Source organism: Arthrobacter sp. 05T410, from assembly GCF_056396505.1.
This window is the reverse complement of record NZ_JBFTLP010000034.1, coordinates 1-25,230: the sequence shown is the minus strand read 5'-3', so window position 1 is coordinate 25,230 and position 25,230 is coordinate 1. Positions and strand designations below refer to the sequence as shown.

Genomic DNA, 25,230 nt, shown 5'->3' with positions numbered 1-25,230 from the left:
CGTACCTGGCAGCAGCGCCGGTCACCTGTGCAGGTCGATGGTGAACCGACCGTCCTCGGTGCCTTCACCGCCGTCCGCCGCGGCAAACGCGTCCATTCCCAGCGCCGTGGCGCCGCGCAACTCGTTTGTCATCCGTCCCATCACCGCGGCAACGGCGTTCCGCCGGTGCTCCAGCACGGTGTTGACCAGCGACTCACCCTCAGGGGCCAGGGACAACACCACATACCGCCGGTCCGCAGGATCCTCGCGCCGCACGATCAGTCCGGCATTGACCAGCCGGTCACAGGTGCGGGTGGCGTTGGACGGGTGGACCCCCAGTTCCGTGGCGACTGCACCGAGATTCTGCGGTCCGCGCGAGGCAATCATTACCAGCACCCGCAGCTGGGGGCTGGTGACAATGTCTTCGACTTCGACAACTGACTGGGCCACGACGCGCAGCAGCACGTTCGCGGCCCTAAGGACCGCATCGATTTGGGCGTCGGCGCGCTCGTCGCTGTTTCTTTCCACGCACCCCAGTATCACCCCGGTGCTTGCGGAGCAGCAATGTTTGCCCTGTGGCACGTATTTTTCCTGATTGCGGAGGAGCGCACCGTGAAGCATGCACCCGAAAGGGAAATGATCCACCTCGTTGATCGCCTGGTCCGTAACGTGAAAACGGGCAGATTCGAACGGTCTCTTTCCGGGCTCACCGCAGCGGGGGCCTTGGTGACAGCGGCGGAAATCTACTTCGAACATGACAAAGCCAGCTTCGGGAACAAGTGGATGTGGCTGCCCGTGGCGCTTGGTCCGGTGGGCGCCGCGGCCGGAGTTGCAGGGGTCTTCAGCCGGCGGGTGGCCAAAACTGCATTGCCGATCGCCAGCGCCGCGATCGTGGCTAACGGGCTGCAGGGAACCTATCTCCATGCCCGGGGAATAGCCCAAAAACCGGGCGGATTCTCCAATCTGCGCTACAACCTGGAGATGGGACCGCCGCTGCTGGCACCGCTGCTGGTGACAATGGTCGGCGGCATGGGGCTGCTGGCCTCCGTTCTAAGGAGGGAGCGATGAGCCAGCTTCCCCTGGATAGGGGCGCCGGTGGTGGCCGGTACCCGGGGTTCAGCACGCTCGCCCAGTCCGGCCATTGGGACCGGGCAACCGCGGGCGTGGTCCTGGGCCGCTTGGCGCGCCCCGCCGACATCCGTTTCTTCACCCCGGCCGAAGAGGCCGCCGCCAGGGCACTCTTTGACCAACTCCTTGACCAGCATGCCGAGCCCCGCGTCCCGGTAGTCAACTTCGTCGACGCGCGCCTGGCCGAGAACCAGACCGACGGCTGGCGCTTCGAGGACATGCCTGAAGACGGAGCGGCCTGGCGGGCATCACTTGCGGCGCTGGACCGAGCCGCGGAGGAGGCGTTCAACCAGACGTTCGCCAACTGCAACGACGACCGGCAGGCCGACCTGCTCCGAACCGTCAGGGACCTGGGCGCTTCGTCATGGCAGGGCCTGCCGGCCGGACGCCTGTGGGGGCTGTGGACCCGCTACGCGTGCACGGCCTTTTACTCACATCCGTGGGCGTGGGACGAGATCGGATTCGGCGGCCCCGCGTACCCCCGCGGGTACAAAAATTTGGGAATCAATCGGCTGGAACCGTTCGAAGTGGCCGATACCAGACCCACGGAGGACCCCGTGGCGCTGGACGGTGGAACCCGGAGGTGAGCCACGTGCGGAGCGTGCGGAGCCGTAATGAATCCGCGTGGCTGCTGCCGGCCGGCCCGGGCAGCAACCACCGGCTGCGCGATGACATGCGGGTGTTCGATGACCGTGACGAAGTGGACATCGTTATCGTGGGGTGCGGAGCGGGCGGCTCAACCATGCTGCAACGGCTGGCCCGCGCGGGATGGCGGGCGGTCGCCCTCGATGCTGGCCCGTTCTGGGACCCTGAGCGCGACTGGGTGAGTGACGAGGCCGGCTCGCATCACCTGTATTGGACCGATCCGCGCGTGATCGGCGGCGACGACCCCGTGCCCCTAGGATCGAACAACTCAGGCCGCGGGGTGGGCGGCTCCATGGTGCACTACGCCGGATACACCCCCCGGTTCCACCCCAGCGACTTCCACACCTTCGCCACGGACGGCGTCGGCGCCGACTGGCCCCTGGACTACGCGGATCTGCGTCCCTTTTATGAGGCCATCGAAGGGGAACTCCCGGTAGCCGGAGAACCCTGGCCGTGGGGCGATCCGCACCGTTATCCGCACCGGCCGCACCCCGTCTCGGGCAACGGCGAGCTCTTCCTCCGCGGCGCACGCGCCTGCGGGATCACGGCCAAGGTCGGTCCGGTCGCGATCGCCAACGGCCGCTTCGGCAACCGGCCACACTGCATTTACCGGGGCTTTTGCCTTCAAGGCTGCAAGGTGAACGCGAAGGCCTCGCCCCTGATAACCCACATTCCGGACGCACTCGCCCACGGCGCCGAAGTGCGGGCCGATTCGATGGTGACCCGCATCGGCTTCGACGAAAAGTCCGGCAGGGCCACCGGTGTCCACTACACCCGGCACGGGCGGGAACGGTTCCAGCGGGCGCGGATGGTGGCCGTCGCCGGATATTCGATCGAAACACCGCGTCTCCTGCTGAACTCGACCTCAGCGAGATTCCCGCAGGGTATGTGCAACGACTTCGACCAGGTCGGCCGGTACGTGATGGTCCAGGGCGCGCCGCAAACGGCGGGCCGGTTCGACGCGGAGGTACGCATGTGGAAGGCTCCGCCGCCGGAAGTCAGCACTGAGGACTTCTATGAAACGGACCCCACCAAGCCCTACAAGCGCGGATTCTCCATTCAGACCGTTTCGCCGCTGCCCATCACCTGGGCCGAGCACGTCTCCGCCCAGGGACATTGGGGAGCGGACTTGCGCCGCTACATGAGCGACTTTCCGCATTGGGCCTGCCTGGGCGCGCTGTGCGAATTTCTTCCGCTGGAAGGAAACCGTGTCACCTTGGCGGAGGAAAAAGACCGGACCGGGCTGCCGGTTGCCCGGTTCAGCTACAGCCAATGCGAGAACGACCGGCAACTGATGGGCGCCGCGCAGGATGTCATGGAGAAGATCCTGAAAGCTGCAGGCGCGGACGAAGTCATGACCATCAAACGCTTCGCCCATCTGGTGGGCGGGGCGCGGATGGCTGCCGACGAACGCCATGGCGTGGTCGACCAGATGTGCCGCAGCTTCGCCGTTCCGAACCTGTTCATCACCGACGGCAGCGTGTTGCCGACACAGGGAAGCGCGAACCCGGCGCTGACGATCATGGCGGTGGCGGCCCGCGCCGCCGAAAGACTGAGCACTGGAAGGGAAACTGATCATGGCATCACAGACAGTTGCTGATTATTTGCTGGCCCGGCTCCGCGAATGGGGCGTGGACAAAGTTTTTGCTTTTCCGGGGGACGGCATCAACGGGTTGCTCGCTGCCTTTGGGAAAGCCGGCAACGAACCGAAATTCATTCAGGCCCGACACGAAGAAATGAGTGCCTTCGAAGCCGTCGGCTATGCCAAGTTCTCCGGCAAGGTCGGGGTCTGCATGGCCACCTCCGGCCCGGGCGCGATCCACCTGCTCAACGGGCTGTACGACGCGAAACTGGACCACGTGCCGGTGGTGGCGATCGTCGGCCAGACAGCCCGCAGCGCGATGGGAGGCTCCTACCAGCAAGAAGTGGATCTGCTGAGCCTCTTCAAGGACGTGGCCTCCGAGTACCTCCAGATGGTCACGGTCCCCGAGCAGCTCCCCAACGTCCTGGACCGGGCCGTACGGATAGCCCTGGCAAGGAAGGCCCCGACGGCGGTCATCATCCCGTCCGATGTCCAGGAATTGGAGTACACGCCACCGACGCACGCCTTCAAGATGGTTCCTTCCAGCCTCGGCATCCGTTGGCCTGAAATCCACCCCAACGACGACGCGATTCGCGGCGCGGCCCAGCTGCTCAACGAGGGAAGCAAAGTGGCCATGCTCATTGGCCGGGGGGCCCGTGGCGCGGCCGCGGAGGTCCGCCAGGTCGCGGAATTGCTGGGCGCAGGCGTTGCCAAGGCGCTGCTCGGCAAGGACTCCCTGCCCGACGATCTTCCCTATGTGACCGGATCAATCGGCCTTCTCGGAACCCGCCCCAGCTACGAAATGATGCGCGACTGCGACACCCTGCTGACCATCGGATCAAGCTTCCCCTACACCCAGTTCATGCCGGAAGAAGGGCAGGCGCGCGGTGTCCAGATCGACATCGACCCAGGCATGATCGGACTGCGGTACCCCTACGAATTCAACATCGTCGCCGATTCCGCCACCGCCCTGCGGGCATTGATTCCGCATCTGCAGCGGAAACAGAACCAGTCCTGGCGCGCAGACCTGGAAACGAAAATCACCCGGTGGTGGGAGACCATGCGCGCCGAGGCCATGGTCGAAGCCAGCCCCATCAACCCCATGCGGCTCTTCTCCGAGCTCTCCGACCGGCTGCCTGACGACGCAATCCTCACAGCAGACTCCGGATCCGCGGCCAACTGGTACGCCCGGCAACTGAAGTTTCATGGCCACATCCGCGGCTCCTTGTCCGGCAACCTGGCCACCATGGGACCGGCGGTGCCCTACGCCATTGGAGCAAAATTCGCCCACCCCGCACGTCCTGTGATCGCCTTCGCCGGGGACGGTGCCATGCAGATGAACGGCATGGCCGAGCTCATCACCATCCAGCGCTACTGGCGCGAGTGGACTGATCCCAGGCTCATCGTTGCGATCCTGCACAACGATGACCTGAACCAGGTGACCTGGGAAATGCGGGCCATGGGAGGGGCCCCGGCGTTCCGTGAATCCCAAGCCCTTCCCGACGTCGACTACGCGGCTTTCACGTCCAGCCTCGGGCTGCAGGGCATCAGCGTGGGGTCCCCCGACGAACTCGGGGACGCATGGGAGAAGGCACTCGCAGCGGACCGGCCGACCGTTCTGGATGTGCGCACAGACCCGGACATCCCGCCAATCCCGCCCCACGCCACCCTGGAACAGGCACTCAACAGCGCAAAAGCGGTCATGAAGGGCGACGACAGCGGCTGGGGCATCATCAAAGAAGGCGTCAAAGCCAAGGCCCAGGAGTTCCTCCCGCACAAGAAGGATTGACCGTCATGATCGATTCAAGCCTTCAGCTGGGACGTCTTGACGTCTCGGCCTACACGGTGCCGACCAGCGCGCCGGAGGGCGACGGAACCTTGGCGTGGGACGCCACCACCATCGTCCTGGTCCAGGCCGTGGCCGGCAGCTGGACCGGCATCGGCTGGACCTTCGCGCCGGGGGCCTGCGCGGCGCTGATCAAGGAGACCCTGGAACCGGCCGTTACCGGGCTCAACCCTTTCGACGTTCCTGCAGCGGCCGAAGCCATGGCCCGGGCGGTGCGCAACACTCCACGCCCCGGACTGGCCGGCTACGCGATCTCCGCCGTCGACTGCGCGCTCTGGGACCTCAAGGCACGGATCCTCGGCCTTCCCCTGCACCGGCTCCTCGGGGCGGCGCGGGCGGAGGTGGAGATTTACGGCAGCGGCGGGTTCACCACCTATTCAGAGGCCCAGCTCCGACGCCAGCTGGAGGGCTGGACCGGCCAGCAACAGATCCCGCGGGTCAAGATCAAAATCGGCGAGGACCGCGGCGCGAACACGGCCCGCGACCTCCTCCGGATCCGTCAGGCACGGGACACCATCGGGCCGCACGTTCAGCTGTTCGTCGACGCCAACGGCGCTTACACGGCCAAGCAAGCCGTTCGGGTTTTCGACGCCGCGGCAGAGCAGGATCTGACGTGGTTCGAAGAACCGGTATCCAGCGATCACCTTGAGGGGCTTCGCCAGGTCCGGCAGTCTGTCACGGCGGATGTCGCAGCCGGCGAATACGGTACGACCCTGTTCTATTTCCAGCAGATGTGCGGCGCCGGCGCCGTTGACTGCCTTCAAGTGGATGTGAGCCGCTGCGGGGGAATCACGGAGTGGTTCCGGGCCGCCGCGGTAGCCGCGGCCCACGGCCTGGAAGTCTCCGGGCACTGTGCACCGAACCTGACCGTGCCCGCGGCTGCAAGCACCCGCAATTTCCGTCACTTGGAGTGGTTCCACGACCACGTCCGGATCGAGGAGATGTTCTTCGACGGGACGCCCGATCCACAAGGAGGCAGCGTTCGGCCCAGCGACGACCGGCCCGGCAACGGACTCATTTTCCGGGCCCTGGACGCCGAACCCTACCGAATCTAGGCCATAGACCAGAAGGAGCCAGTTTGAAACACTCAGCTTTTCAGGGACGCACGCATGCCGGTACGGGTCGGGCGGACACCTGATGACACCAGCCCAGCCCGATGGCGGGGAAGTCTTCTTCCCGCCCCAGGTTCTGCGCGACTATGCCCTGCTGGCGGACGGTGAACGGGGCGCGGTGATCGGCCCGCGCGGTGACGTTGTCTGGCTGTGTGCCCCGCAATGGGATGACCCCGCCGTGTTCTCGTCCCTGGTGGGCGGCGCCGGGGCATTTTCCGTGACACCCCTGAACCCGCGCTATGTGTGGGGAGGGCACTACGACGACGGCACACTGATCTGGAACAGTCGCTGGGTCACCACGGACGGCATCGTCGAATGCCGCGAGGCCCTCGCGATGCCGGGGGACCCCGCCCTGGCGGTGCTGATGCGTCATATCCGGGTCATCTCGGGCACCGCGCCGGTCCGGGTCCTCCTGCACCCCCGGCCGGGCTTCGGCCGGTGCCGGGTGGACCTTTCCAACGGCGGGGACGGTGTGTGGTCAGGTGAGGGCGGCGGACTGCACCTTCGCGTCAGCGGGATGGGCCGGGCAAACGCGAACGATGGCGTGCTGCAACAGGATGTTCAGCTTAGGCCCGGGGAGGAACACCACGTCGTGATGGAGCTTTCCACCGGGCCGCTGCCGGCCCGGCCGCCCGTCCCTGCGGATCTCTGGACGGCCACCGGGCGCGCCTGGGCCACGACGGTACCTGCAATGAACGGGACTGTTGCCCCTGCCGACGCCCGCCGGGCTTACGCGGTCATGCGCGGGATGACGGGCGCAACCGGTGCCATGGCCGCAGCCGCCACCATGGGCCTGCCGGAGCGTGACGAGGCAAAACGCAACTACGACTACCGCTACGCCTGGATCCGGGATCAATGCATTGCCGGCCAGGCCGCCGGTGCCGGCGGAGCCACCGGCCTCCTCGACAGTGCGGTGCATTTCGTCAGCGAACGGTTGCTGGCGGACGGAACCAGCCTCAAACCCGCTTACACCGTCCGCGGCGGCAGGGTCCCGGACGAGCACACACTCGACCTTCCGGGTTACCCGGGCGGGACGGACAAGGTCGGCAACTGGGTAAACGGGCAATTCCAGCTGGACAGTCTCGGCGAAGCCCTGCTGCTTTTCGCCACCGCCGCCCGCCATGACCACCTCGACAACAGGCACTGGCACGCAGTGGAGCAGGCGGTGGCGGCCATAGAGGAGAAGTGGGCCGAGCCGGATGCCGGCATCTGGGAACTCGAGAACGAACGGTGGACCCATTCACGGCTGATGTGCGTCGCCGGCCTCAAAGCCGTCTCCCGGTATGCCCCCGCCACCCTGGCCTCTGCCTGGGGACCACTGGCAGACAGGATTCTGGCACATACAGCCGACACCTGCACGCACCCCAGCGGCAGATGGCAACGATCGGCCGACGACGAGAGGATCGACGCGGCACTGCTTCTTCCCGCCATCCGCGGAGCCGTCCCCACCGGCGACGGCCGCTCCCTCGCCACGGCAGCGGCCGTGAGGAAAGAACTCCTCGATGATGGATACGTTTACAGGTTCAGGCACGGGCCAGGCCCCCTGGCGGACGCCGAAGGCGCCTTCCTCCTGTGCGGCTTCTTCTTGGCCCTGACCGAACATGAGCAGGGCAACACCACAGACGCATTCAGACTCTTTGAACGCAACCGGGCCGCCTGCGGTTCCCCGGGACTGTTCACCGAAGAATACGACGTCGAACAGCGCCAGCTGCGCGGCAACTTCCCCCAGGCGTTCGTCCACGCCGCCATGCTCGAAACAGCTCACCGCCTCGCCCGGCCGGCGGCACCATGACGACAGTTAACACACCCTCTTGCAGGAGGACACCGCCACTGGGGAGTGTCCGTTTAACGGTGGATTCACCGTTGGCATTTAGTTGATTCTTCCGTCGAAGCTGATGGCGAAGGCATTCAGGGCCGGCTTCCACCGTGAGGCCCATCGTGCCCTGCCTTTGCCGGTCGGGTCCAGTGCCCGGGTCGCCAGGTACAGGCATTTCAGGGCCGCCTGCTCGGTGGGGAAATGGCCCTTGGCCCGGACCGCGCGCCGGTAGCGGGCATTGAGGGATTCGATGGCGTTGGTGCTGCAGATGACCCGCCGGATTTCGACGTCGTAGTCCAGGAACGGCACGAACTCGCTCCAGGCGTTCTCCCACAGCCGGGTCACCGCCGGGTACTGCCGGCCCCACTTGGTCGAAAACTCTACGAACCTTTCCTTGGCCGCGGCCTCGGACGGTGCCGTGTAGACCGGGCGCAGATCACGGGACATCTCGTCCCAGTACTGCCGGGCCGCATACCGGAAGGTGTTCCGGATCAGATGCACGATGCAGGTCTGGACGACGGCGAGTTCCCACACGGTGTTGATGGCCTCCGGCAGGCCTTTGAGTCCGTCGCAGACCGTGATGCAGACGTCCTCCACGCCGCGGTTCTTGATCTCGGTCAGCACCGAGAGCCAGAACTTTGCGCCTTCGCCGCCGTCCCCGGCCCATAGCCCGAGGATGTCGCGTTCACCGTTGACGCTGACACCGATAGCGACATAGACCGGCCGGTTCGTGACCTGCCCGTCACGAATCTTGACGTGGATAGCGTCGATGAACACCACCGGGTAGACGCGGTCCAGCGGCCTGTTCTGCCACTCGGTCATCTCGCCGATGACCTTCTCGGTGATCCTCGAGATCGTGTCCTTCGAGACCCTGGCGCCGAACACCTCGGCGAAGTGGGCTGCGATTTCTCCGGTCGTGAGCCCTTTCGCGCTCAGCGACAACACGATCTCGTCGACTCCCGTCAGCCGGCGCTGGCGTTTCTTCACGGTCTGCGGATCGAACGTCGCACCGGTGTCCCGCGGCACGTCGATCTCCACCGGCCCGATCTCCGTCATGACGGTCTTGGTGCGGGTGCCGTTGCGGGAGTTCCCGCTCCCGCGCCCGGACACGTCGTGTTTTTCGTATCCGAGGTGTTCGTCCATCTCCGCTTCCAGAGCGGTCTCCAGGACGTTTTTCGTCAGCCGGTTCAACAGCCCGTCCGGGCCGACGAGATCGATACCCTGCTCTTTGGCCTGGGCCAGGAGCTGCTGCGCTAACTCTTGCTGATCCAATTCAGTCGCCATGGGATCCATGGTTCCGCTCATGATCAGTCCTCCCCGCCAGGCATCGCCCGGTGTGTCTGGCCAACCCTGAATCCACCGTTATTCAGACACTCCCCGCCACTGACCATACGGAGGCCGAGATATTTCGACGAAAACTGAGACCAGCCGCAAGTCACCTTGCGGAAAATTGGCTGGCGGGGAGCAGTTGTTCGTTGTGAACCGGTGTGTGTGACATATAGGGGCAGGGCGCTTCGATCGTGGAACGGCTGTCGTTCGTGTCCGGCCCTTTGCTGCCCGGCGGCCTACTGGCCAAGCAGGGAGACGGCGTGGGCGATGACGAGTGCGAGCAGCACGAATCCTCCGAAGGCCTCCAGTCCCATCAGGGATTTTGCCCGGGCCGAAAGGGGCATCGTGTCTGTGGGGCTGAATGCCATCGAGTTGGAAAGGGAGAAGTAGACGTAGTCGACAAATGAAGCCGTCCAGTCCGTCTTCACGGAGGACCGGGCGGCAACTTCCTGCACTGCGTCGTGGTCTTCGTCCTGGGGGAACCGGAAGTCTGCCCGGGGCAGCTCATGGCGCGTGGCGTGGCGCCGGGTGACCGGACCGCCCCGGTCCAGTTCCCAGTAGACCAAGGCGAACGCGATGACGTTTGTCACCCATACCTGAAGGGCCGCGAGCAGCAGCGTTGGCCCGTTGCTGTTTCCGGAGTTCGTGAGGAGAATGACCAGTTGGACGAGTGCTGCCTCGTTGGCCACGACAAGCAACAACGCCTGGCCGACGGAAAGATGCCTTGACCAGCGGGTTTCGCGGACCAACCTGCGTGGATTCAGGATAATGAGCGGAATCAGCAGGGCCAGGCCGACGACAACAACGGAGTAGCGTACCGCCGGAAGGAACGTCGTGGGCAGCGTGGCGTATAGCGCCAGTGCGATGAGAAGGCCGATGACGGCAGGCCAACGGTGTTCCGCCCGGGCCTGCCGTTCATTGTGGGTGGTCATGGTCAGGAGTGTAGGTCCTGGGCCGGGACGGGAGCCGCAGAGTCGACTTTTGGTCCGCCCGGCGTGGCGCCGTTCGGTTCGAACGGTACACGCATGCTCGACCCTAGGCGGTACGGTTCAGGCCAAGAGGGGGCATGGTCCTGCCGGCACTTCACCACTGGGCCAAGCAATGTGATCTGCGACACAAGGGTGCGCGACCTGAATCACAACAAATTCAGATAATTTCCTTGCGCATTCAGGAGTAGCCTGTTATACGTCACCAGCAATGGTGCTGGTGTTGACCAAGGAGTCGTGCCATGAGTGTCGAATCAAGCTCCGCGGCGGGGACCGTCCCGGCGGGAGGTGGTCGCAGGGCTGAAAATCCCGTACCAGCCCAAGACGCAGTTGTTTCTCCACAGGGGAGCACCAGCCCACCCTTTGCCGATCCGGCAGCTTTGGGTCTGGGCGCTTTCGCAATGACCACGTTTGTCCTCAGTGTCATCAATGCCGGCCTGATCCCCAAAGCAGTCGAACCCGTTGTCCTGGGACTGGCACTGTTCTACGGCGGCATGGCGCAGTTCGCCGCCGGAATCTGGGAATTTGCCAACCGCAACGTTTTCGGCGCGACGGCGTTCTGCTCGTACGGAGCCTTCTGGCTGTCCTTCTGGTTCCTGAGCCAGTTCAGCGCGGGCAGTCTTCCGGCAGCGGACGCCGGCAAAGCTGTCGGCCTCTATCTTCTGGGCTGGGCAATCTTTACCGCCTATATGACCGTTTCAGCTTGGCGCGTCAGCATGGGTGTCTTTGCCGTTTTTGTCTTCTTGACCCTGACCTTCATTGCGCTGTTTCTCGGCGCCTTCTTCGGGGCAGCCGGGCTGTCGATGCTGGGCGGCTGGCTGGGCATCGTGACGGCGCTGATTGCCTGGTACTGCTCCCTCGCGGTGGTCGCGAACTCCACCTACAAGCGGACTGTGCTTCCGGTGGGACGACGGTGACAGGCCATGGCAGCAGACCCAACAGAATCGGATGAGACCCTCGCAAACCTGTTGCACGAGCAGCGGCGCTTTCCTCCGGACGCCGGCTTTGCGGCGCAGGCCAACGCTACATCGTCGGACTATGACGAAGCTGCCGGCGACAGGCTGGCGTTTTGGGCGCGGCAGGCGGAGCGGCTGGACTGGTCCCAAAAATGGAGTGAGGTCCTGGACTGGTCGAATCCGCCATTTGCCAAATGGTTCGTCGGGGGCAGGCTCAATGCCGCGTACAACTGCCTTGACCGGCATGTAGCTGCCGGCCGCGGGGACAAGGTCGCCTACTACTTTGAAGGAGAAGCCGGGGACACCCGTGCCATCACCTATGCCCAGCTCACCCACATGGTCTGCCAGGCGGCGAACACGCTGACCGATCTGGGCGTCAAGCCGGGAGACCGGGTTGCCATTTACATGCCGATGATCCCGGAAACCGTCGTGGCTATGCTGGCCTGCGCACGAATTGGAGCACCGCACACCGTCGTGTTCGGCGGGTTTTCCGCGGACGCGCTCCGGACGCGGATCCACGACTGCGACGCGCGGATCGTCATAACGACCGACGGCGCCTACCGCCGCGGCAAGGCCAATGGGTTGAAGCCCGCCGTCGACGAGGCCCTGCTGGACTGTCCGGACGTTCGCAACGTCCTGGTGGTCCGCCGCACAGCCCAGGAGGTCGACTGGACACCGGGCCGTGATATTTGGTGGCATGACTCGGTTGAGCTGGCTTCCGCCGATCACGACGCCGAGGCCTTCGACGCTGACCATCCCCTGTACGTGATGTACACCTCCGGCACCACGGGCAAGCCCAAGGGCATCCTGCACACCACTGGGGGCTACCTCACGGCGTGCGCCTACACCCACTGGGCGGTGTTCGACCTAAAGGCCGAGACCGATATTTTCTGGACAGCCGCGGACATCGGCTGGGTCACCGGGCACAGCTACATCGTGTACGGTCCCTTGGCCAACGGTGCCACCTCCGTGCTGTACGAGGGCACGCCGGATACCCCGCACCAGGGCCGCTGGTGGGAAATCATCGACAAGTACAAAGTCTCGATTCTCTACTGCGCCCCGACCGCCATCCGTACCTTCATGAAATGGGGCGCCCAGATACCGGCCAAGTACAGTCTCAGGAGTTTGCGCGTGATCGGAACCGTGGGCGAACCGATCAACCCGGCGGCCTACATCTGGTACCGCGAGAACATCGGGCACAACCACACGCCCGTGGTGGACACCTGGTGGCAGACCGAGACCGGAGCCATCATGATCAGTCCGCTCCCGGGAGTCACAGCGGGTAAACCGGGCGCCGCCATGAGGACGTTGCCCGGGGTCGTGGCCGACGTCGTCAATGACGCGGGCGCACCGGTTGCCAACGGCTCCGGCGGCTATCTGGTCCTCAGGGAACCCTGGCCATCCATGTTGCGCACCATCTGGGGTGACAACGACCGGTACGTGGAGACGTATTGGTCACGGTTCCCGGGGCTCTACTTTGCCGGGGACGGCGCGAAGAAGGACGAGGACGGGGATATTTGGCTTCTCGGCCGGGTGGACGACGTGATGAACGTGGCAGGACACCGGCTCTCGACGACGGAGATCGAATCGGCGCTCGTCGCCCATCCGAAGGTGGCCGAAGCCGCCGTCGTCGGCGCCCTCGACGACACCACCGGGCAGGCCATCGTCGCCTTCGTCATCCTGCGCAGCGATGCGGGCGACGGCGGACCGGAGGTCGTGCAGGAGCTGCGCGACCATGTAGCCAAGGAAATCGGCAAAATCGCCCGGCCCCGGCAGATCATGGTGGTCACCGAGCTGCCTAAAACCCGGTCCGGGAAGATCATGCGACGGCTCCTCAAAGACGTGGCGCAGGACAGGCCGATCGGGGATGTCACCACCCTGGCCGACTCCTCAGTGATGGATCTGATCAAAGCCGGCATGCCAGGCGGCGCCGCCGGCCCGCACTAATTGCCAGGTCGAGGCGTTCAGCCGGGGCCTTCAACGGGAGAGATGACATGGATGACTTCCTCGCTTACCTGGATACTTCGGAGGTCCGCTCCGGCAAACTTGAGGAACTGGTAGTGGCCGGAGGCGACGGAATTCCTTCACATGTCGGTCGGGATCGGTCCCAGGACGATGGTGTGGGCGGTGTGGTCGCGTTTGGTGGCCAGGTAGCGGGCATTTGCGGAGGAGAGGTGGACCCGGGTGGGCACGCGTTCGGCCACAGCGACGCCGTTGGCCTCGAGCTGGAGGGCCTTGTCGGGGTTGTTGCTCAGCAGCCGGATCCGGTGCGCTCCGACGGCGAGCAGCATCTGGGCCGCTGCACGATAGTCCCGCTCGTCCTCACCGTGGCCGAGGGCGACGTTCGCGGCGTAGGTGTCGAGCCCGCGGTCCTGAAGGGAGTAGGCGTCGAGCTTCTCGTAGAGTCCGATGCCCCGGCCTTCCTGCCTCAGATACAGCAGGAAGCCGCCCTCACCGGCGATCCGCTCGGCCGCCTCGCGGAGCTGTGGGCCGCAGTCGCACCTCTGCGATCCCAGGACGTCCCCGGTGAGGCATTCGCTGTGAGGGCGCACCAAGGGGGCGGCAGCCGCGGCGAGGGCGCCGTGCCAATCACCGAGCCCCAGCAGCAGGTGCTCCTTGCGGTCCACCAGATCCCGGAAAGTGAACGCATCTGCGGTCGTGGCGAAGCCGTCGGTGAACCTGAGAGGGATACGCACCCGGGTACGCACCAGGGCCCCAGGGGGAACCGAGCGCTCCCGTCCGGCGGATCCAAACGAGGCTGAGTCGGCGGACGCCGTGCCGACACCGTCCATTCCAGCCCCCGGTCCTGTTGCAGTGAGTCGTTCCGTGGACATTGAGCCCCTCCTTCTGGGATTTGGAATCGCGGCGTCTGGTTTTTGGCGATGACCTTTCCGTCGTGAATTCGATTGCGCTCCTGGTCCGCGCACATCGTCGCGAGGTGGCGCGGCCTCAGGCCTGGACCGACGTCCGCAGGCCCTCACGCTCCCCGGAGCGCTGCGGGTTGAGGCGTGCGTAGTGCCGGCCCTATCGTCGGCGGACCTCGATTTGACCGTCGTTGAGCCGCGTTTCGTATGCGGGCTGCGGGTGGCTGGCTGGCCCGCGCACGACGCTCCCGTCGTTGAGGCGAAAGGTGCTTCCGTGCCAGGGGCAGGTGACACAGCCGTCGGCGATTTTCCCTTCATCCAGTGGGCCGCCCATGTGGCTGCACATGCTGTCCAGGGCGTGAATCTGGGTGCCTGCGCGGTGCAGCAGCAGGGAGACGCCGGCAATGTCCACCTTGCGCTGGTCGCCGTCGGGCAAGTCATTCTCACTGAGCGCAGGTGTCCACTTCGTAGGGCCGTTCCTGTCTGCGGTCTTGTTGACGTTCACGGCGCTGGCATAGGTGAGATGTCCGCCGAGGAAACCGCCGAACATCAGGATCCCGAACCCAGCCATGCCCAGTGACTTTCCGACACCGCGGTGTCCGCGCGCGCGGGCCACAGCGGAGATTGTGTAGAGGCAGAGGGCTGTGCTGTTTGCGACCGCGTGAACTAGCCCTGTTCTCCTTGCCTTCCCCTGGGTGTCCGACCAGTCGTTGAGCCCGGCTGCCGCAGTGGGAACAGCAGCGGCAATGCCCGCGCACACCAGGATGTCGGCGGCGGGGGCGGAATCCACGCCCCCTATCGTGTCAAGGAGCATTGCCATGGTCCACGCTCCGATGGGCAGATCCGTGAGGACCGGATGCAGCGGATGGCCCAGGGCGGTGCCGCTGACGATGTTTCGAACAGTGCGCGCCCGCACTGCCCGCCCGACCGCGGCGGCAACGGCTGAAGCCACCCCGTCAAGCCGCTCGGAATGTTCTATGGCGGCGACCACGGAATTCAGCGGGTTCACGGCAGCTCCTCTGTCTCGTCAGTTCTTGAATCTGGAGTGTTCAGGACTGTGTCTACAACCGGTCTTCACTGAAGCGGCGGAAGTCCGGGTGGCGAATGGTCAAAGCTTTCCACCGAAACGGCCGTCGTGACAAGGTGTCCGAGCCGCCGGGGCGTGAATGAGCGGCGTACGTGAGCCGCGTGGATACGTCTTCGATCCTCACGAAGCGCCGACGTCATGGCCCGCCCCAGCCGGACGCCCGCCTGGCGGAGTCAGATGCCCGAACTCAGGTCCAGAGTCGGGTCCCGAGGCGAGGAAGGAGTCACTGGAGACCGCAACTCTCATGCCGGTGCTGAGAGTTTCTCCCAGTAGCCGCGGAGCTCGGCGTCGTCAGAGCGGCCAGGGTATTGTTCTGGGCGGTGAGGTCTTGGTCGTTGGTGGATACGCGCGCATATCCGATCAGCAGTCCGGTCATGGTCGTGCCCGTACCGTTTATCCCCAGCCACCGGGCATTTTCTCGGGCGGGTCCTATGCCGACCTCAGGATTTGCCGGTGTTCGCGGGCGGGACCTTGGTCTGGGGGCCTGACAGGTGCGGGACACCCTCGCGGGGGACGTTTCCCCGCGGGCTTGTAGACCCTATCGCCACCTACATCGAAGCCGCAGGTGCGGCGTTGCCGCGCCGCACTGTCGATACCGCTGTTTTACCTCCCGCACCGGTGCGCTTCCGGCCTTTTGAGCAACGTGCTTACGCGTCGAAGTGCGTCCGGACTCTCGGGTCCTGGGATAGTGAAGCGACGACCGAGGCGGCGATGTCCAGGAGTTTGACGTTTCGCGTGTTGGAAGCGTTTTTCAGGATCTTGATGGCGGTCTCCTGGCTGCAGCGGTTCTGCGCCATGATGGCGCCGGTCGCCAGGTCGATAATGGTCCGGGATTCGATGGCTGCAGTGGGGGGATTGGTTTACGCGCCCAAAGACTTTCAGGCTGTTCTCAGGCCGAGGGGGGAGATTAGTATCTGGACGCTGTAGATCTGGCCCTCTGGCGTCGTTGCAGGCCCCGGCCGCACGTCCAACCTCAACCCACGTGCGGCCGGCTCTCAAAATCGTAGACCTGACCCCGCCGTCGGCCCATCAGCGTCTCGCTCCATGGTGAGCCGCGGTCAAACCCGCCGCCGACGGCCGGTCGCCGACGCTTCCTCTTCCCGCCGTGCAGCCCAATGTTTTTGTGCAGCCCGAGGCAAGCCAGTGGCATTCTGTGGTGTGTCGTGCCTCCACGGCGGCGGCGTCACCACGCTGAGGCTCCGTCCGGATTCATCGAGGATATGGCCAAGTCGCGTGTACGCCCGGACCACAGCCTGACGTGAGATGACTATGCTGCCGGGCGCGCGCTCGGCCAGTTCCCGTTCAAACGCCGGCGCCTCCAAGTAGTCGCGGACCCACAGCGTGACCTCCAGGTTCTGTGCGCCGAGAACCTGGGCGCTCAGCCGGCAATTTGTTTGGGCGGCGAAGTAACGGCCGGCATCGTCAACGTATTGCGCCGGGACATTGAGCATCAACGTCACCTCCCGGAGGCCCCGGTTCGCTGCGGAGGACGCGTCGCACCTCAGCGTGATGTAACCGGAAGCGAGAAACCGTTCCACCCGGCGTCGGGCGGTTTGCGATGAGACGCCGCAGGTAGCGCCCGCAACCAAGTCGTCGTACATGTTCCGGACCTAACCAACGAGCACCGCTGGGCCGCCTACACGGCGCCCGCGCTGGAGGCGGGTGTGGGATCCGGCCTGTCTGTACCACTGGTCCTTGAGGGAGAAGCAGAAGCGGGCCTGAACCTGTATTCCACCCGGTCCCATGGCTTCACCGATGAGGATATCGACACGGTCGAAGCGTACTCATACCACGCGTCCAAAGCACTCCGCCTCGCGGTCCGGATCAGCCAACTGGCCGAGGCGAAAACAAACCCCACCGCTGCCATAGAATCCCGGACGATCATCGACCTGGCAACCGGCGCCATCATGGCGCAAAACCGCTGCAGTCAGGACACGGCCATAAAAATCCTAAAAATTGCTTCCAGCACCAGATACGTCAAACTCCGGGACATCGCCGCATCAGTGGTCGCCTCTCTTTCACAAGACCCGACAGTCCGGCCGTACTGCGACGCCTGCCTGCTGGGCCTGCACGGTAGCGACGTGGGCAGATCCACTTCACCCTATTCACCGACGAAACGGAGTAACGTTGAAGTGAGTCCGGGCGGCTGGATCCCCCAATACAGTCGTCCGGTAACTCATGTTCCCAGAGTCATCGAACCTGGAAATTCCGGGCGGTCCGCCGCTGGGCCAACCACTGCAGTCACGCTCCAGCGGGGGGCCATCCGGCGCGACACCCTCGAACGATCACGAAAGCCGCGTCGCCAGGAACACCGAAGTTCCGGGCCGGCTTTTTAGCGGCGTGCGTATTGGGAAGCCTTCGCGCAAGGCTGTGCCGAGGCACCACAGAAAGTGGCCTAGCGTCGTTTTGATCAGGAACCGGTATCGAAAAATCCGAACCTCAATCGTGCAGTGGAGATCCGACGACTTCGAAACCCTGGCTGCTCATCGATCCCGACAGCAGCGGCATCGCTTCGGCAATGCTGCTCCGGACCGAGTCTAGTTCCAGGGAGGCCCTGTGGGCGCTCTCGGATATCCACAACTCGGCAACGAACACCGTGTCGGGTTGGTCGTCGTTTACCCCTACTTCGTAGAGGAGGCAACCCAGTTCCGCAAGCCCGTCGGCTCGCCTGGTGAGGAGTTCTATGAGGCCATCGCGCGCGCCCGGCTTGGTGCCGAGAGTCGCCAAACGTGCGTGTGTCATGAGTCCATACTCATCGAAGGCTGCAGATATGGCCTGCTGCGCCCCTCCCGCAGCGCCCGGAATGCGTCGGATCGAGGCTTAGCCCAGCAGGGGGACGGCATGGGCGATCACGAGGGCCAGGAGAACGAAGCCTCCGGCGGCTTCGAGTCCCATCATCATTTTGGTCCGCGGCGACGGGGGCATGGTGTCGGTGGGGCTGAAGGCCATGGAGTTGGACAGGGAGAAGTAGGTGTAATCCACGAAAGAAGCGACCCAGCGGACCGTGTCGCAACTTCCGTGACGGCGTCGTGGTCTTCGTCTTGGGGGAACCGGAAGTCCGCGGCCGGGAGGTTGCCCCGGTGGGTATTGCGCCGTGCGACCGGTCCGCCGCGGTCCATTTCCCAGAAACCAAGGCGAACGCAATGATGTTCGTTACCCAGATCTGCAGTGCTGCCAGAAGGAGCGTGCGCCGCCCGTCGCCGCTGCCGGAGTCGGTCAGAAGAATGATGAGCTGCACCAGGGCGACGCCGTTGGCGGCGACGAGGAGGAGTGCCTGGCTCGTCGCTAATCGTTTGGACCAGCGTGTCTCTTTGTGCAGGCGGCGGGGGTTGAGGATCAGCGGGGGATCAGCATCAGGAGTCCGATTCCCACCACCGTGTAGCGGATGGCCGGCAGGAAGGCGCTGGGAAGGGCGGCATAGAGGCCCAGCGCGATGAGCAGCCCGATTACGGCCGGCCAGCGGTGTTCGGCGCTGTCCTTCAGATTTGCGATCTCAGACATTCACCGAGTCTAGGCAAAGCTGCGGTCCATCCCGGTCCGGGCGCGCACTGAGCCGACAGCAGATGGCCGCCTGGCGCGAGGGAACGTCGGGTCAGGCGGCCCAACTCGGTTGCGAGAAGCCCACCCAAGACACTCCTGCCGAACTCAGATGGTGGTTTCCGCCGCGCTCCAACCTGTGACGGCCTCTGCTGGCGCGGCCAGCTAGAGGTTCCAATGGTGTCCGACGCAGGCTCGGTCCAAATCGGGCACTGACTGTGTCTGCGACATTTCTTGGTTGTTGTCCACGATGGACGAGTTCTTGTTCGGGTTGCTCGCCAGCGCCGGAATCTGCGATGCCGTCGCGGGTCTTGATGGACCGCGGTCGGGTTTCGTTGGCCGCTACCCACGGATCCGTTTATCCACCGCCTCTGCTGCTTACAGGGAGGGGATGTTACGGTGAGTTTTCCGTTCGGGGACGGCATGAACTTCAGCATTCACCCGAACCGGCCCGACATCCGGCACTGAAGAACAGGACGCGCAAATGATTGACTTTCTGAGCTCGGCCGACGGCACGAAAATCGCCTTCGAACGGACAGGTGAAGGACCACCTCTGATCATTATCGGCGGTGCATTGAACAGCCGGCGTTCGGCCGACGGGCTGGTGCCTTGGCTGGCCCCGCACTTCACCGTGTACGCCTATGACCGTCGGGGGAGAGGCGAGAGCTCCGACACCCTTCCCTACAGTCCCGGCCGTGAACTAGAGGATTTGGAAGCGCTGATAGCCGCGGCGGGCGGTTCGGCCTACGCTTACGGCCATTCCTCGGGTGCCATCCTGATTCTTGAAGCAGCGGCTGCCGGAGCGGGCATCTCCAAATTGGCCGCCTACGAGCCGCCATATCTGACCGGGCATGCCCCCGAAGAACCTTGGGAAAATTTCAGGGACCGGGTCCAGGAGGCACTGAACGGGGGAGACCGGGAAGCCGCCGTGGAACTGTTCATCCGCCATACCGGCTCTGACTTCGACGAAGGAATCAAAACCATGCCGTGGTGGCCCGCGCTCCTCAGCGTTGCCCAGACCCTGCCGTATGACCTCACCCTCACGGCCGACGGCAGCGTCCCGGAGAGGCTGTCGAATATTCAGGTTCCCACGCTCGGGATCTACGGTGGTGCGAGCCCTTCCTGGGCCGGGAATGCCATCAATGCCGTCGCCGCAGCCGTTCCTGGCATGAAAAAAGAAAAGCTGGAAGGCCAGGACCACGCAGTCGCCAGCGATGCTGTCGCACCGGTCCTGATCAAGTTCTTCAACGGCGCCCCAGCCTAGGCTGCCATCGACCCCAATACGGCGGGAACTTGGAAAACGACGTTGAGGCTAACCCACTCGGCCGATGGTGAGAACCCCGAGCCTATGTAGAGCCTATGTTCCCGCCGGGCGCGCGACGATACTGGACATCGTCCCTCGTGGCGACGTGATCTCATCCCGGACGGGAAGCCGTTCGCGGTCTGGGACATCCGCGCCGCCTTGAGTTCGTGCTGAGCCCTGGCGTTGAATGCGTGGGGATGGCCCCGGAAAAGAATTTCCCACCAGATGTCCTTTTGGCGGCTCCCCGGTCGTCGTGCTGATGTAACTAACGAAAGAAGGAGACGTCGTGGAGTACATGCTTTTCATCTGTAGCGATCCCACAGCGCCGGAATATGTGGCCGCCGAGGACAACATTGTCGAATGGGGGGCCGAGATGGAGGCGCGGGGCGTCGCCCGTCACGGTGACAGGTTGCGTCCTGTCGAGGACGCAACCACGGTAGTGGTGCGCGGGGGCGAAGTGGTGGTCTCGGATGGGCCGTTCGCGGAGACGAAGGAATGGATCGCGGGCTATGACATCATCGCTTGTGCCGATCTTGATGAGGCTATCGAGGTGGCGTCCAAGCACCCCATGGCCCGGTTCGGCAAGATCGAGATCAGGCCCGTGTGGCCGCTCGGGGAATAGTGATTCGCCCCGAGGCCGGCATTGATGATCAGGGTAGGGAAGACGCGCCGGAGCTGACGGACGTGCGGGCCGTCGTGGAGGCCGCGTCCGTCGGTGAGGCAGCACGAATCACCGCAACCCTCATCCGCGTGACGGGCGACTGGGGCCTGGCCGAGGATTGTGTCCAGGATGCGTTCGCCAGGGCCCTCGTCGACTGGTCGGAGCACGGCGTTCCCAGGAATCCCGGGGCGTGGCTGACTACCGTGGCCAAGAACAAGGCAATCGACCGCATGCGGAGCGCCGCCAGCGAAAGGCGGGCGGTCCGTGAACTCGCCATTCTCACCGAGCTCGAAGGGCTCGAAGACAAGGCCGGCATAGGGACGGCGGCAGAGGATGACACGCTGCGGCTGATTCACACCTGCTGCCACCCGGCCCTCCCGCTTGAGGCCCGGGTGGCCCTGACCTTGCGCACAGTCGCGGGACTCGCGACCGGGGAGATCGCCCGCGCGTTCCTGGTCTCCGAAGCAACCATGGCCAAACGGCTCGTTCGGGCCCGGGCGAAGATACGCGATGCCGGGATCCCATACCGGGTGCCGCCGCCGCAGCTGATATCCGAACGCACCGCCGGAATCCTGGCCGTGCTGTATCTGATGTTCAACGAAGGGTACTCGGCCACCGGGGGCAACTTACTGATCCGCGAACCACTCGCCCGGGAAGCGATTCGCCTGACCCGGCTGCTGGTTGTGTTGCTCGACGGGTCCCCGCAGGAACCTGAGGCCCTGGGCCTCCTTGCGCTCATGCTGTTCCACCATGCCCGGCGGGGGACGCGGACGGACGCCGCAGGGGACTTGGTGACCCTTGAGGAGCAGAACCGCGGATTGTGGGACAAGGTTGCGGTCGCGGAGGCTGTGGCGCTGCTGGCGGCCGCGGAGCAAATGGGCGTTTCACGCCGTTCCCGAGCAGGTAGCTACCGTGTGCAGGCCGCCATTGCTGCCTGCCATATGATCGCCCCGGACTCTGGCAGCACGGACTTCGCCCGGGTGGCACAGCTGTATGACCGCCTGGCGCACATTGCACCGTCACCGGTCATCGAGCTCAACCGTGCCGTTGCCGTCGCGATGTCTCAGGGACCGGAAGCAGGACTTGACCTCATCGACGAGCTGGACCGGACACGGTCCCTCGAGGGGTACTACCTCCTGCCCGCGGCGAAGGCTGATCTCCTGCGCCGCCTTGGCAGAAAGTCAGAGGCCAGCTTCGAGTATGAGCGGGCCCGTGACCTCGCTCCCTCCGAGGCCGAGCGCCGCTACCTCTCCAAACGCCTGGCCGAGACAAGCGCCGGGTCCCCATCCCCACCCGATCCCCGCACCGCCGCGAAGGAGTACAAATGAAACACCTCATGCTGATCCCCAACGACGTTGACACCTGGAACGCACTCTCCCCGTCCGAAATCGAGGCGATCATGCAGGCACATACCTCGTTGCAGCAGGAACTCAGGGCATCCGGTGAGTTCGTGGAGGCACATCAGCTCGGTGAAGAGGCGAAGTTCGTAAGACGTGACGGCAGCACCTGCACCGTGACCGACGGTCCGTACCTTGAGACCAAGGAAATCGTGGCCGGCTACTACATCGTCGACTGTGTGGGCATGGCCCGCGCCGTGGAAATCGCCGGAAAATTCGGAGAGGCCAAGTTTTGGCCGATCGAAATACGCCGGATCGACCCCTGACCCGCACGGCCTTGAATAGTTGTGTGATCAGAGTTGCGCCGTACCGCCTCGTCACAACCGGGCAGAGGAAGCTGGAACAGGCTCACCCCAAGATCCAAGCGTCATTTGACGAAAATTAGGAGAGGTAAATGCGCGTACCAATGAAATTGGAACTGGTGCCGCTGCCGGTAGCAGACGTCGAGCGGAGTAAGACCTTCTACACGGACACCGTCGGCTTCACTTTGGATCATGACGTGCAGCCCGGGAACGGCATGCGGATCGTGCAGCTCACGCCACCCGGTTCAGCATGCTCCATAGTCATCGGCGCCGGAATGGCCAACAGCAGCCCAGACGACGGCACGGTCAAGGGCCTGCACCTAGTGGTCGAAAACATCGCTGCGGCGCGCGACCAACTCATCAAGCACGGGGCCGCCGTGACCGAAATAGAGGACATGGGAGGCGTCAAGTTCGCGTACTTCAGCGATCCCGACGGCAACTCGTGGGCGCTACAAGAAATCGGAAAGGGGTGACCCCGCCCGGGGTGCTCACCGACGCCGGCGGCCTCACACCAACCCTGGCGGACACCCTACCCACTCCGTCGAATCGGGCAGCGAATCGTGCGCCCACGGTACCTGCGCACGCTCCGCTGACCATGGGCCCCATCCGCATAGGTCGCGCCGCGACTCCTAGTCACTGAGATCGAAGTCGAGATCAAGTTCCTCCGGTGTCCTCAGCTGTCGTTGGGCGAAGTCGATCGCTAGCTGCAGGGCATCGCTCCGCGCGTTTTTCCATGGTCCGCTCAGACCGGCTCCATCTTTAAGGGAGGTGGAGCCGGTCTCTGGGGTGCGCTTCGTCATTCTGAGGGTGAAATGACGTTGTGGCGTGCCCCTGACTGGGCTGCTGTGCCACAACGCAACAGTAGGTTCTGAAGCTGCGCTTTTTCTTGCACTGTGGGAGCCCCGGATCGGGGAACGGCAATGTGGAGGTTCGGTGACGCGGGCGGTTACCGGGCGTTGAAGACGTCCGGGCCGAAGCTGTTCAGGCCCGGTGCCCCCGCGTATCCGAGCCGGGGTACTGAAAAGATGTCCTCGATGCTGGCGAGCAGGCTGTAGTGGTTGTACATCGTGTCCGACGTCGTCCCGCCCTTGGTGAACGGGGAGATCACCAGTGCGCCGACGCGGCCGCCCGCGGTGCCTCCGGTGACTCCCGACGGGCCGGAGGTCTTGGCTTCGGTTTCGTCGAAGGTGATGACCAGCACCCCGTCCTGTTTGTAGGCGGGGGAGTCCAGGATGGCGGGGATCTGCTGCTGCAGCCAGCTGTCGGCGCTTTCGAGGCCGCCCGGGCTGCCGTCGACGCAGGGGCTGTCGTGTCCGTCGTTGCACAGGTTGGGTGTGATGTAGGAAAGGTTCGGTGTCGTGTCCGTGGACTTCAGGTCATCAGCGAAGTGGGTGTAGTCCACCACGTTGTTCGGGCAGTCCGGAGACGATGTGATTTCGTCAAAATACACGAACGGGTTGTGGCGCGTTGCGTATTGGTCGCCCTCCTTCGCCTTGTGATGGTCGTCCGTGGAGCCGGGCTCGGGATGCTGGCAGGGCGTGCCCATGTCCTCCATGTAGCCTTTCCAGGTCTTGCCGGCGGAACTGAGCTGGCCTGCAAGGGTGGGAACCGAAGCGGGGTACACACAGCCGGTACCCTGCACCTGGCCCGCCTCGGATGTCCCGGTTTGTTGGAACTCGGCATATACAGGGCAATCGGCGCGCGTCATGGCGTTCGAGCCCTGCCCGGAAATCTGGGCCAGGTAGTCGGGGAGGGAGTTGTGGTCTGTCCCGTAGTACTGGGAGAGCAGCACGCCCTGTGCGCGCAGGGTCTTCGATAAGTAGGTGGCCGCCGACTCGGGGCCCCAGACGTCGTTGTAGTCGTGGTTCTCCAGGTTGATCACGAAGACGTGGCCGGGTTTCCCCGAGGCCTGTGTGGGTTGTGGGGAGGGGGTTGTCGTAGGAGTGCCGGGGGCGGCCGTTGTCTTGCCCTGGCCCGGCGATGGCCCGCCTCCTGGCGGGGTGGGCTCACAAGCCGTGGCCGCCACGGCGAGGATTGCAGCAAGAATCAGCGCCGCCGGTCGTGCCGCGCGGCTCCGGCCCAAGAATTTTGCGACATTCTGGCTCATCGGTTCCGGCTTTCTCTCTGGCCCGGCTCCCAATGGGCCAGGTGTCAAGTGGCGTCTACCGTTCCACACCAGAATCAACATTGTGTCTGTAGCCCCTGAGTAAGCCCTGTGAAGCCTCTCGGGCTCGGGACTCCACGGCTGGGCCCCCGCACGTTTTCCAGAGACAGGACGGCTATTTCTGGCCCCACTTGGTGACCCGCCGGGCACTTGCGACGGTTACCTGTGACCGCCTTCAGCGTTGGATTCACCAGTGGATGGATGCGGCGGAAGGCCGGTCCGGATGGAATCGAAGGCGGCTTAAGTACCTTGACTGGTACGTAACCGACTTGGTACAAAAGGGTCATGGAAGCCGCTCTAAAGGCCCTCGCGGATGATAGCCGACGGAGAATGCTGGAGGCCCTTGCTGACGGCCCGGCAACCGCGGGTGAACTGGCAGCGCTCCTGCCGATTGCACGCCCGGGTGTCTCGCGGCACCTGCGGGTGCTGCGAGAAGCGGGTCTGGTCGAGGTGCACCAAGAAGCGCAACGGCGGGTTTACTCCCTCCGCCCACAGCCGCTCACTGAGATCTACGACTGGCTGGATCGATACGTGGC

Annotated in this window: 26 protein-coding genes and 2 pseudogenes; 16 read left to right on the top strand and 12 right to left on the bottom strand. The window is 64.5% G+C overall.

Translation table 11 applies throughout. The features are described 5' to 3' along the window. Positions 1-21: 21 nt before the first annotated feature. Entirely contained in the window at positions 22-507 is a 486-nt protein-coding gene (locus AC1DFR_RS21715; RefSeq protein ID WP_476874439.1) for a MarR family winged helix-turn-helix transcriptional regulator, read from the bottom strand. Between the two features lie 36 nt (positions 508-543). On the opposite strand from AC1DFR_RS21715, the gene AC1DFR_RS21710 reads away from it, so the two are divergent. The 6 genes from AC1DFR_RS21710 to AC1DFR_RS21685 all read left to right on the top strand — a co-directional run bounded on the left by AC1DFR_RS21710 (position 544) and on the right by AC1DFR_RS21685 (position 8,084). Next, complete coding sequence (locus tag AC1DFR_RS21710; protein WP_476874438.1) at positions 544-1,047, top strand: hypothetical protein; 504 nt, start codon at positions 544-546, stop codon at positions 1,045-1,047. Continuing rightward, complete coding sequence (locus AC1DFR_RS21705; protein ID WP_476874437.1) at positions 1,044-1,694, top strand: gluconate 2-dehydrogenase subunit 3 family protein; 651 nt, start codon at positions 1,044-1,046, stop codon at positions 1,692-1,694. The genes AC1DFR_RS21710 and AC1DFR_RS21705 overlap by 4 nt, the downstream gene beginning before the upstream one ends. Next, the gene (locus AC1DFR_RS21700) at positions 1,691-3,352 is read left to right on the top strand and encodes a GMC family oxidoreductase (protein WP_476874436.1); all 1,662 of its coding nucleotides are present in this window, start codon (positions 1,691-1,693) and stop codon (positions 3,350-3,352) included. Before AC1DFR_RS21705 ends, AC1DFR_RS21700 begins: the two co-directional genes overlap by 4 nt. Continuing rightward, entirely contained in the window at positions 3,330-5,123 is a 1,794-nt protein-coding gene (locus AC1DFR_RS21695) for a thiamine pyrophosphate-requiring protein (protein ID WP_476874435.1), read from the top strand. Before AC1DFR_RS21700 ends, AC1DFR_RS21695 begins: the two co-directional genes overlap by 23 nt. Positions 5,124-5,128: 5 nt before the next feature. Continuing rightward, the gene (locus tag AC1DFR_RS21690; protein WP_476851087.1) at positions 5,129-6,235 is read left to right on the top strand and encodes an enolase C-terminal domain-like protein; all 1,107 of its coding nucleotides are present in this window, start codon (positions 5,129-5,131) and stop codon (positions 6,233-6,235) included. An 82-nt stretch (positions 6,236-6,317) separates the two neighbouring features. Then, positions 6,318-8,084 carry a glycoside hydrolase family 15 protein gene (locus tag AC1DFR_RS21685; RefSeq protein WP_476856337.1) on the top strand — a complete coding sequence of 589 codons (1,767 nt, stop codon included), beginning with the start codon at positions 6,318-6,320 and terminating at the stop codon, positions 8,082-8,084. Between the two features lie 78 nt (positions 8,085-8,162). On the opposite strand, the gene AC1DFR_RS21680 is transcribed toward AC1DFR_RS21685, so the two are convergent. Both AC1DFR_RS21680 and AC1DFR_RS21675 read right to left on the bottom strand, forming a co-directional pair. After that, positions 8,163-9,401 (bottom strand): IS256 family transposase, encoded by a 1,239-nt coding sequence (locus AC1DFR_RS21680; RefSeq protein ID WP_476851112.1) that lies wholly within the window; start codon positions 9,399-9,401, stop codon positions 8,163-8,165. Positions 9,402-9,673: 272 nt separating this feature from the next. Then, positions 9,674-10,369: a hypothetical protein gene (locus AC1DFR_RS21675; RefSeq protein WP_441410677.1), complete on the bottom strand. Its 696-nt coding sequence runs from the start codon at positions 10,367-10,369 to the stop codon at positions 9,674-9,676. Positions 10,370-10,665: 296 nt separating this feature from the next. Here AC1DFR_RS21675 and AC1DFR_RS21670 point away from each other — a divergent pair, with 296 nt between their 5' ends. After that, the gene (locus AC1DFR_RS21670; protein ID WP_476851085.1) at positions 10,666-11,340 is read left to right on the top strand and encodes an acetate uptake transporter; all 675 of its coding nucleotides are present in this window, start codon (positions 10,666-10,668) and stop codon (positions 11,338-11,340) included. A gap of 6 nt (positions 11,341-11,346) precedes the next feature. Further along, positions 11,347-13,326, top strand: coding sequence for an acetate--CoA ligase (gene acs / locus AC1DFR_RS21665; protein ID WP_476851084.1), 1,980 nt, complete (start codon positions 11,347-11,349; stop codon positions 13,324-13,326). A 137-nt stretch (positions 13,327-13,463) separates the two neighbouring features. Here the strand turns inward: acs and AC1DFR_RS21660 are convergent, their stop codons facing one another. The 5 genes and pseudogenes from AC1DFR_RS21660 to AC1DFR_RS21640 form a co-directional block, all read right to left on the bottom strand. Then, a complete protein-coding gene (locus tag AC1DFR_RS21660) occupies positions 13,464-14,213 on the bottom strand; it encodes a GTP cyclohydrolase II (protein ID WP_476851083.1) in 750 nt (249 codons plus the stop codon). Positions 14,214-14,403: 190 nt separating this feature from the next. Beyond that, positions 14,404-15,252: a Rieske (2Fe-2S) protein gene (locus AC1DFR_RS21655; RefSeq protein ID WP_476851082.1), complete on the bottom strand. Its 849-nt coding sequence runs from the start codon at positions 15,250-15,252 to the stop codon at positions 14,404-14,406. Between the two features lie 370 nt (positions 15,253-15,622). Continuing rightward, positions 15,623-15,706 (bottom strand): annotated as a pseudogene (locus AC1DFR_RS21650) (recombinase family protein); the annotation flags it as partial. Between the two features lie 271 nt (positions 15,707-15,977). Further along, a complete protein-coding gene (locus AC1DFR_RS21645) occupies positions 15,978-16,169 on the bottom strand; it encodes an ANTAR domain-containing protein (protein ID WP_476851111.1) in 192 nt (63 codons plus the stop codon). Between the two features lie 219 nt (positions 16,170-16,388). Next, a complete protein-coding gene (locus AC1DFR_RS21640; protein ID WP_476851081.1) occupies positions 16,389-16,931 on the bottom strand; it encodes a hypothetical protein in 543 nt (180 codons plus the stop codon). Between the two features lie 36 nt (positions 16,932-16,967). Between AC1DFR_RS21640 and AC1DFR_RS21635 the strand changes: the two are divergent. Further along, positions 16,968-17,078: pseudogene (locus AC1DFR_RS21635) on the top strand (response regulator receiver protein); the annotation flags it as partial. After that, the gene (locus AC1DFR_RS21630) at positions 17,055-17,666 is read left to right on the top strand and encodes an ANTAR domain-containing protein (protein WP_476851110.1); all 612 of its coding nucleotides are present in this window, start codon (positions 17,055-17,057) and stop codon (positions 17,664-17,666) included. The pseudogene AC1DFR_RS21635 and the gene AC1DFR_RS21630, both read left to right, overlap by 24 nt. Positions 17,667-17,769: 103 nt before the next feature. On the opposite strand, the gene AC1DFR_RS21625 is transcribed toward AC1DFR_RS21630, so the two are convergent. The 3 genes from AC1DFR_RS21625 to AC1DFR_RS21615 form a co-directional block, all read right to left on the bottom strand. Beyond that, positions 17,770-18,072 carry a putative quinol monooxygenase gene (locus AC1DFR_RS21625; RefSeq protein ID WP_476851080.1) on the bottom strand — a complete coding sequence of 101 codons (303 nt, stop codon included), beginning with the start codon at positions 18,070-18,072 and terminating at the stop codon, positions 17,770-17,772. Between the two features lie 78 nt (positions 18,073-18,150). Next, on the bottom strand, positions 18,151-18,312 hold the full coding sequence (locus AC1DFR_RS21620) for a hypothetical protein (protein WP_476851079.1): 162 nt from the start codon (positions 18,310-18,312) through the stop codon (positions 18,151-18,153). 354 nt (positions 18,313-18,666) lie between these two features. Next, positions 18,667-18,831 (bottom strand): hypothetical protein, encoded by a 165-nt coding sequence (locus AC1DFR_RS21615; RefSeq protein ID WP_476851078.1) that lies wholly within the window; start codon positions 18,829-18,831, stop codon positions 18,667-18,669. Positions 18,832-19,351: 520 nt separating this feature from the next. On the opposite strand from AC1DFR_RS21615, the gene AC1DFR_RS21610 reads away from it, so the two are divergent. The 5 genes from AC1DFR_RS21610 to AC1DFR_RS21590 all read left to right on the top strand — a co-directional run bounded on the left by AC1DFR_RS21610 (position 19,352) and on the right by AC1DFR_RS21590 (position 23,003). Further along, complete coding sequence (locus AC1DFR_RS21610) at positions 19,352-20,131, top strand: alpha/beta fold hydrolase (protein WP_476851077.1); 780 nt, start codon at positions 19,352-19,354, stop codon at positions 20,129-20,131. Positions 20,132-20,465: 334 nt separating this feature from the next. After that, a complete protein-coding gene (locus tag AC1DFR_RS21605) occupies positions 20,466-20,792 on the top strand; it encodes a YciI family protein (protein ID WP_476851076.1) in 327 nt (108 codons plus the stop codon). Beyond that, positions 20,792-22,159 carry an RNA polymerase sigma factor gene (locus AC1DFR_RS21600; protein ID WP_476851075.1) on the top strand — a complete coding sequence of 456 codons (1,368 nt, stop codon included), beginning with the start codon at positions 20,792-20,794 and terminating at the stop codon, positions 22,157-22,159. Before AC1DFR_RS21605 ends, AC1DFR_RS21600 begins: the two co-directional genes overlap by 1 nt. Next, positions 22,156-22,494 (top strand): YciI family protein, encoded by a 339-nt coding sequence (locus tag AC1DFR_RS21595; protein WP_476851074.1) that lies wholly within the window; start codon positions 22,156-22,158, stop codon positions 22,492-22,494. The genes AC1DFR_RS21600 and AC1DFR_RS21595 overlap by 4 nt, the downstream gene beginning before the upstream one ends. Before the next feature lie 128 nt (positions 22,495-22,622). Then, positions 22,623-23,003 carry a VOC family protein gene (locus tag AC1DFR_RS21590; protein ID WP_476851073.1) on the top strand — a complete coding sequence of 127 codons (381 nt, stop codon included), beginning with the start codon at positions 22,623-22,625 and terminating at the stop codon, positions 23,001-23,003. Between the two features lie 473 nt (positions 23,004-23,476). Here AC1DFR_RS21590 and AC1DFR_RS21585 read toward each other — a convergent pair whose 3' ends face one another. Beyond that, positions 23,477-24,637 (bottom strand): alkaline phosphatase family protein, encoded by a 1,161-nt coding sequence (locus AC1DFR_RS21585; RefSeq protein ID WP_476856338.1) that lies wholly within the window; start codon positions 24,635-24,637, stop codon positions 23,477-23,479. A gap of 342 nt (positions 24,638-24,979) precedes the next feature. Between AC1DFR_RS21585 and AC1DFR_RS21580 the strand changes: the two genes are divergently transcribed. Next, on the top strand, positions 24,980-25,230 hold a 251-nt coding region (locus AC1DFR_RS21580), incomplete at its 3' end, for an ArsR/SmtB family transcription factor (protein ID WP_476874434.1).

Excerpts from the sequence above, each read along its gene's own strand:
- AC1DFR_RS21705 (WP_476874437.1), top strand. The coding sequence starts at position 1,044 with ATGAGCCAGCTTCCCCTGGATAGGGGCGCCGGTGGTGGCCGGTACCCG.
- acs (WP_476851084.1), top strand. The coding sequence starts at position 11,347 with ATGGCAGCAGACCCAACAGAATCGGATGAGACCCTCGCAAACCTGTTG.
- AC1DFR_RS21615 (WP_476851078.1), bottom strand. The coding sequence starts at position 18,831 with ATGTCTGAGATCGCAAATCTGAAGGACAGCGCCGAACACCGCTGGCCG.
- AC1DFR_RS21710 (WP_476874438.1), top strand. The coding sequence starts at position 544 with ATGTTTGCCCTGTGGCACGTATTTTTCCTGATTGCGGAGGAGCGCACC.
- AC1DFR_RS21605 (WP_476851076.1), top strand. The coding sequence starts at position 20,466 with ATGCTTTTCATCTGTAGCGATCCCACAGCGCCGGAATATGTGGCCGCC.
- AC1DFR_RS21690 (WP_476851087.1), top strand. The coding sequence starts at position 5,129 with ATGATCGATTCAAGCCTTCAGCTGGGACGTCTTGACGTCTCGGCCTAC.
- AC1DFR_RS21660 (WP_476851083.1), bottom strand. The coding sequence starts at position 14,213 with ATGTCCACGGAACGACTCACTGCAACAGGACCGGGGGCTGGAATGGAC.
- AC1DFR_RS21595 (WP_476851074.1), top strand. The coding sequence starts at position 22,156 with ATGAAACACCTCATGCTGATCCCCAACGACGTTGACACCTGGAACGCA.
- AC1DFR_RS21610 (WP_476851077.1), top strand. The coding sequence starts at position 19,352 with ATGATTGACTTTCTGAGCTCGGCCGACGGCACGAAAATCGCCTTCGAA.
- AC1DFR_RS21625 (WP_476851080.1), bottom strand. The coding sequence starts at position 18,072 with ATGACACACGCACGTTTGGCGACTCTCGGCACCAAGCCGGGCGCGCGC.
- AC1DFR_RS21695 (WP_476874435.1), top strand. The coding sequence starts at position 3,330 with ATGGCATCACAGACAGTTGCTGATTATTTGCTGGCCCGGCTCCGCGAA.
- AC1DFR_RS21675 (WP_441410677.1), bottom strand. The coding sequence starts at position 10,369 with ATGACCACCCACAATGAACGGCAGGCCCGGGCGGAACACCGTTGGCCT.
- AC1DFR_RS21680 (WP_476851112.1), bottom strand. The coding sequence starts at position 9,401 with ATGGATCCCATGGCGACTGAATTGGATCAGCAAGAGTTAGCGCAGCAG.
- AC1DFR_RS21585 (WP_476856338.1), bottom strand. The coding sequence starts at position 24,637 with ATGAGCCAGAATGTCGCAAAATTCTTGGGCCGGAGCCGCGCGGCACGA.
- AC1DFR_RS21670 (WP_476851085.1), top strand. The coding sequence starts at position 10,666 with ATGAGTGTCGAATCAAGCTCCGCGGCGGGGACCGTCCCGGCGGGAGGT.
- AC1DFR_RS21590 (WP_476851073.1), top strand. The coding sequence starts at position 22,623 with ATGCGCGTACCAATGAAATTGGAACTGGTGCCGCTGCCGGTAGCAGAC.
- AC1DFR_RS21640 (WP_476851081.1), bottom strand. The coding sequence starts at position 16,931 with ATGTACGACGACTTGGTTGCGGGCGCTACCTGCGGCGTCTCATCGCAA.
- AC1DFR_RS21685 (WP_476856337.1), top strand. The coding sequence starts at position 6,318 with ATGACACCAGCCCAGCCCGATGGCGGGGAAGTCTTCTTCCCGCCCCAG.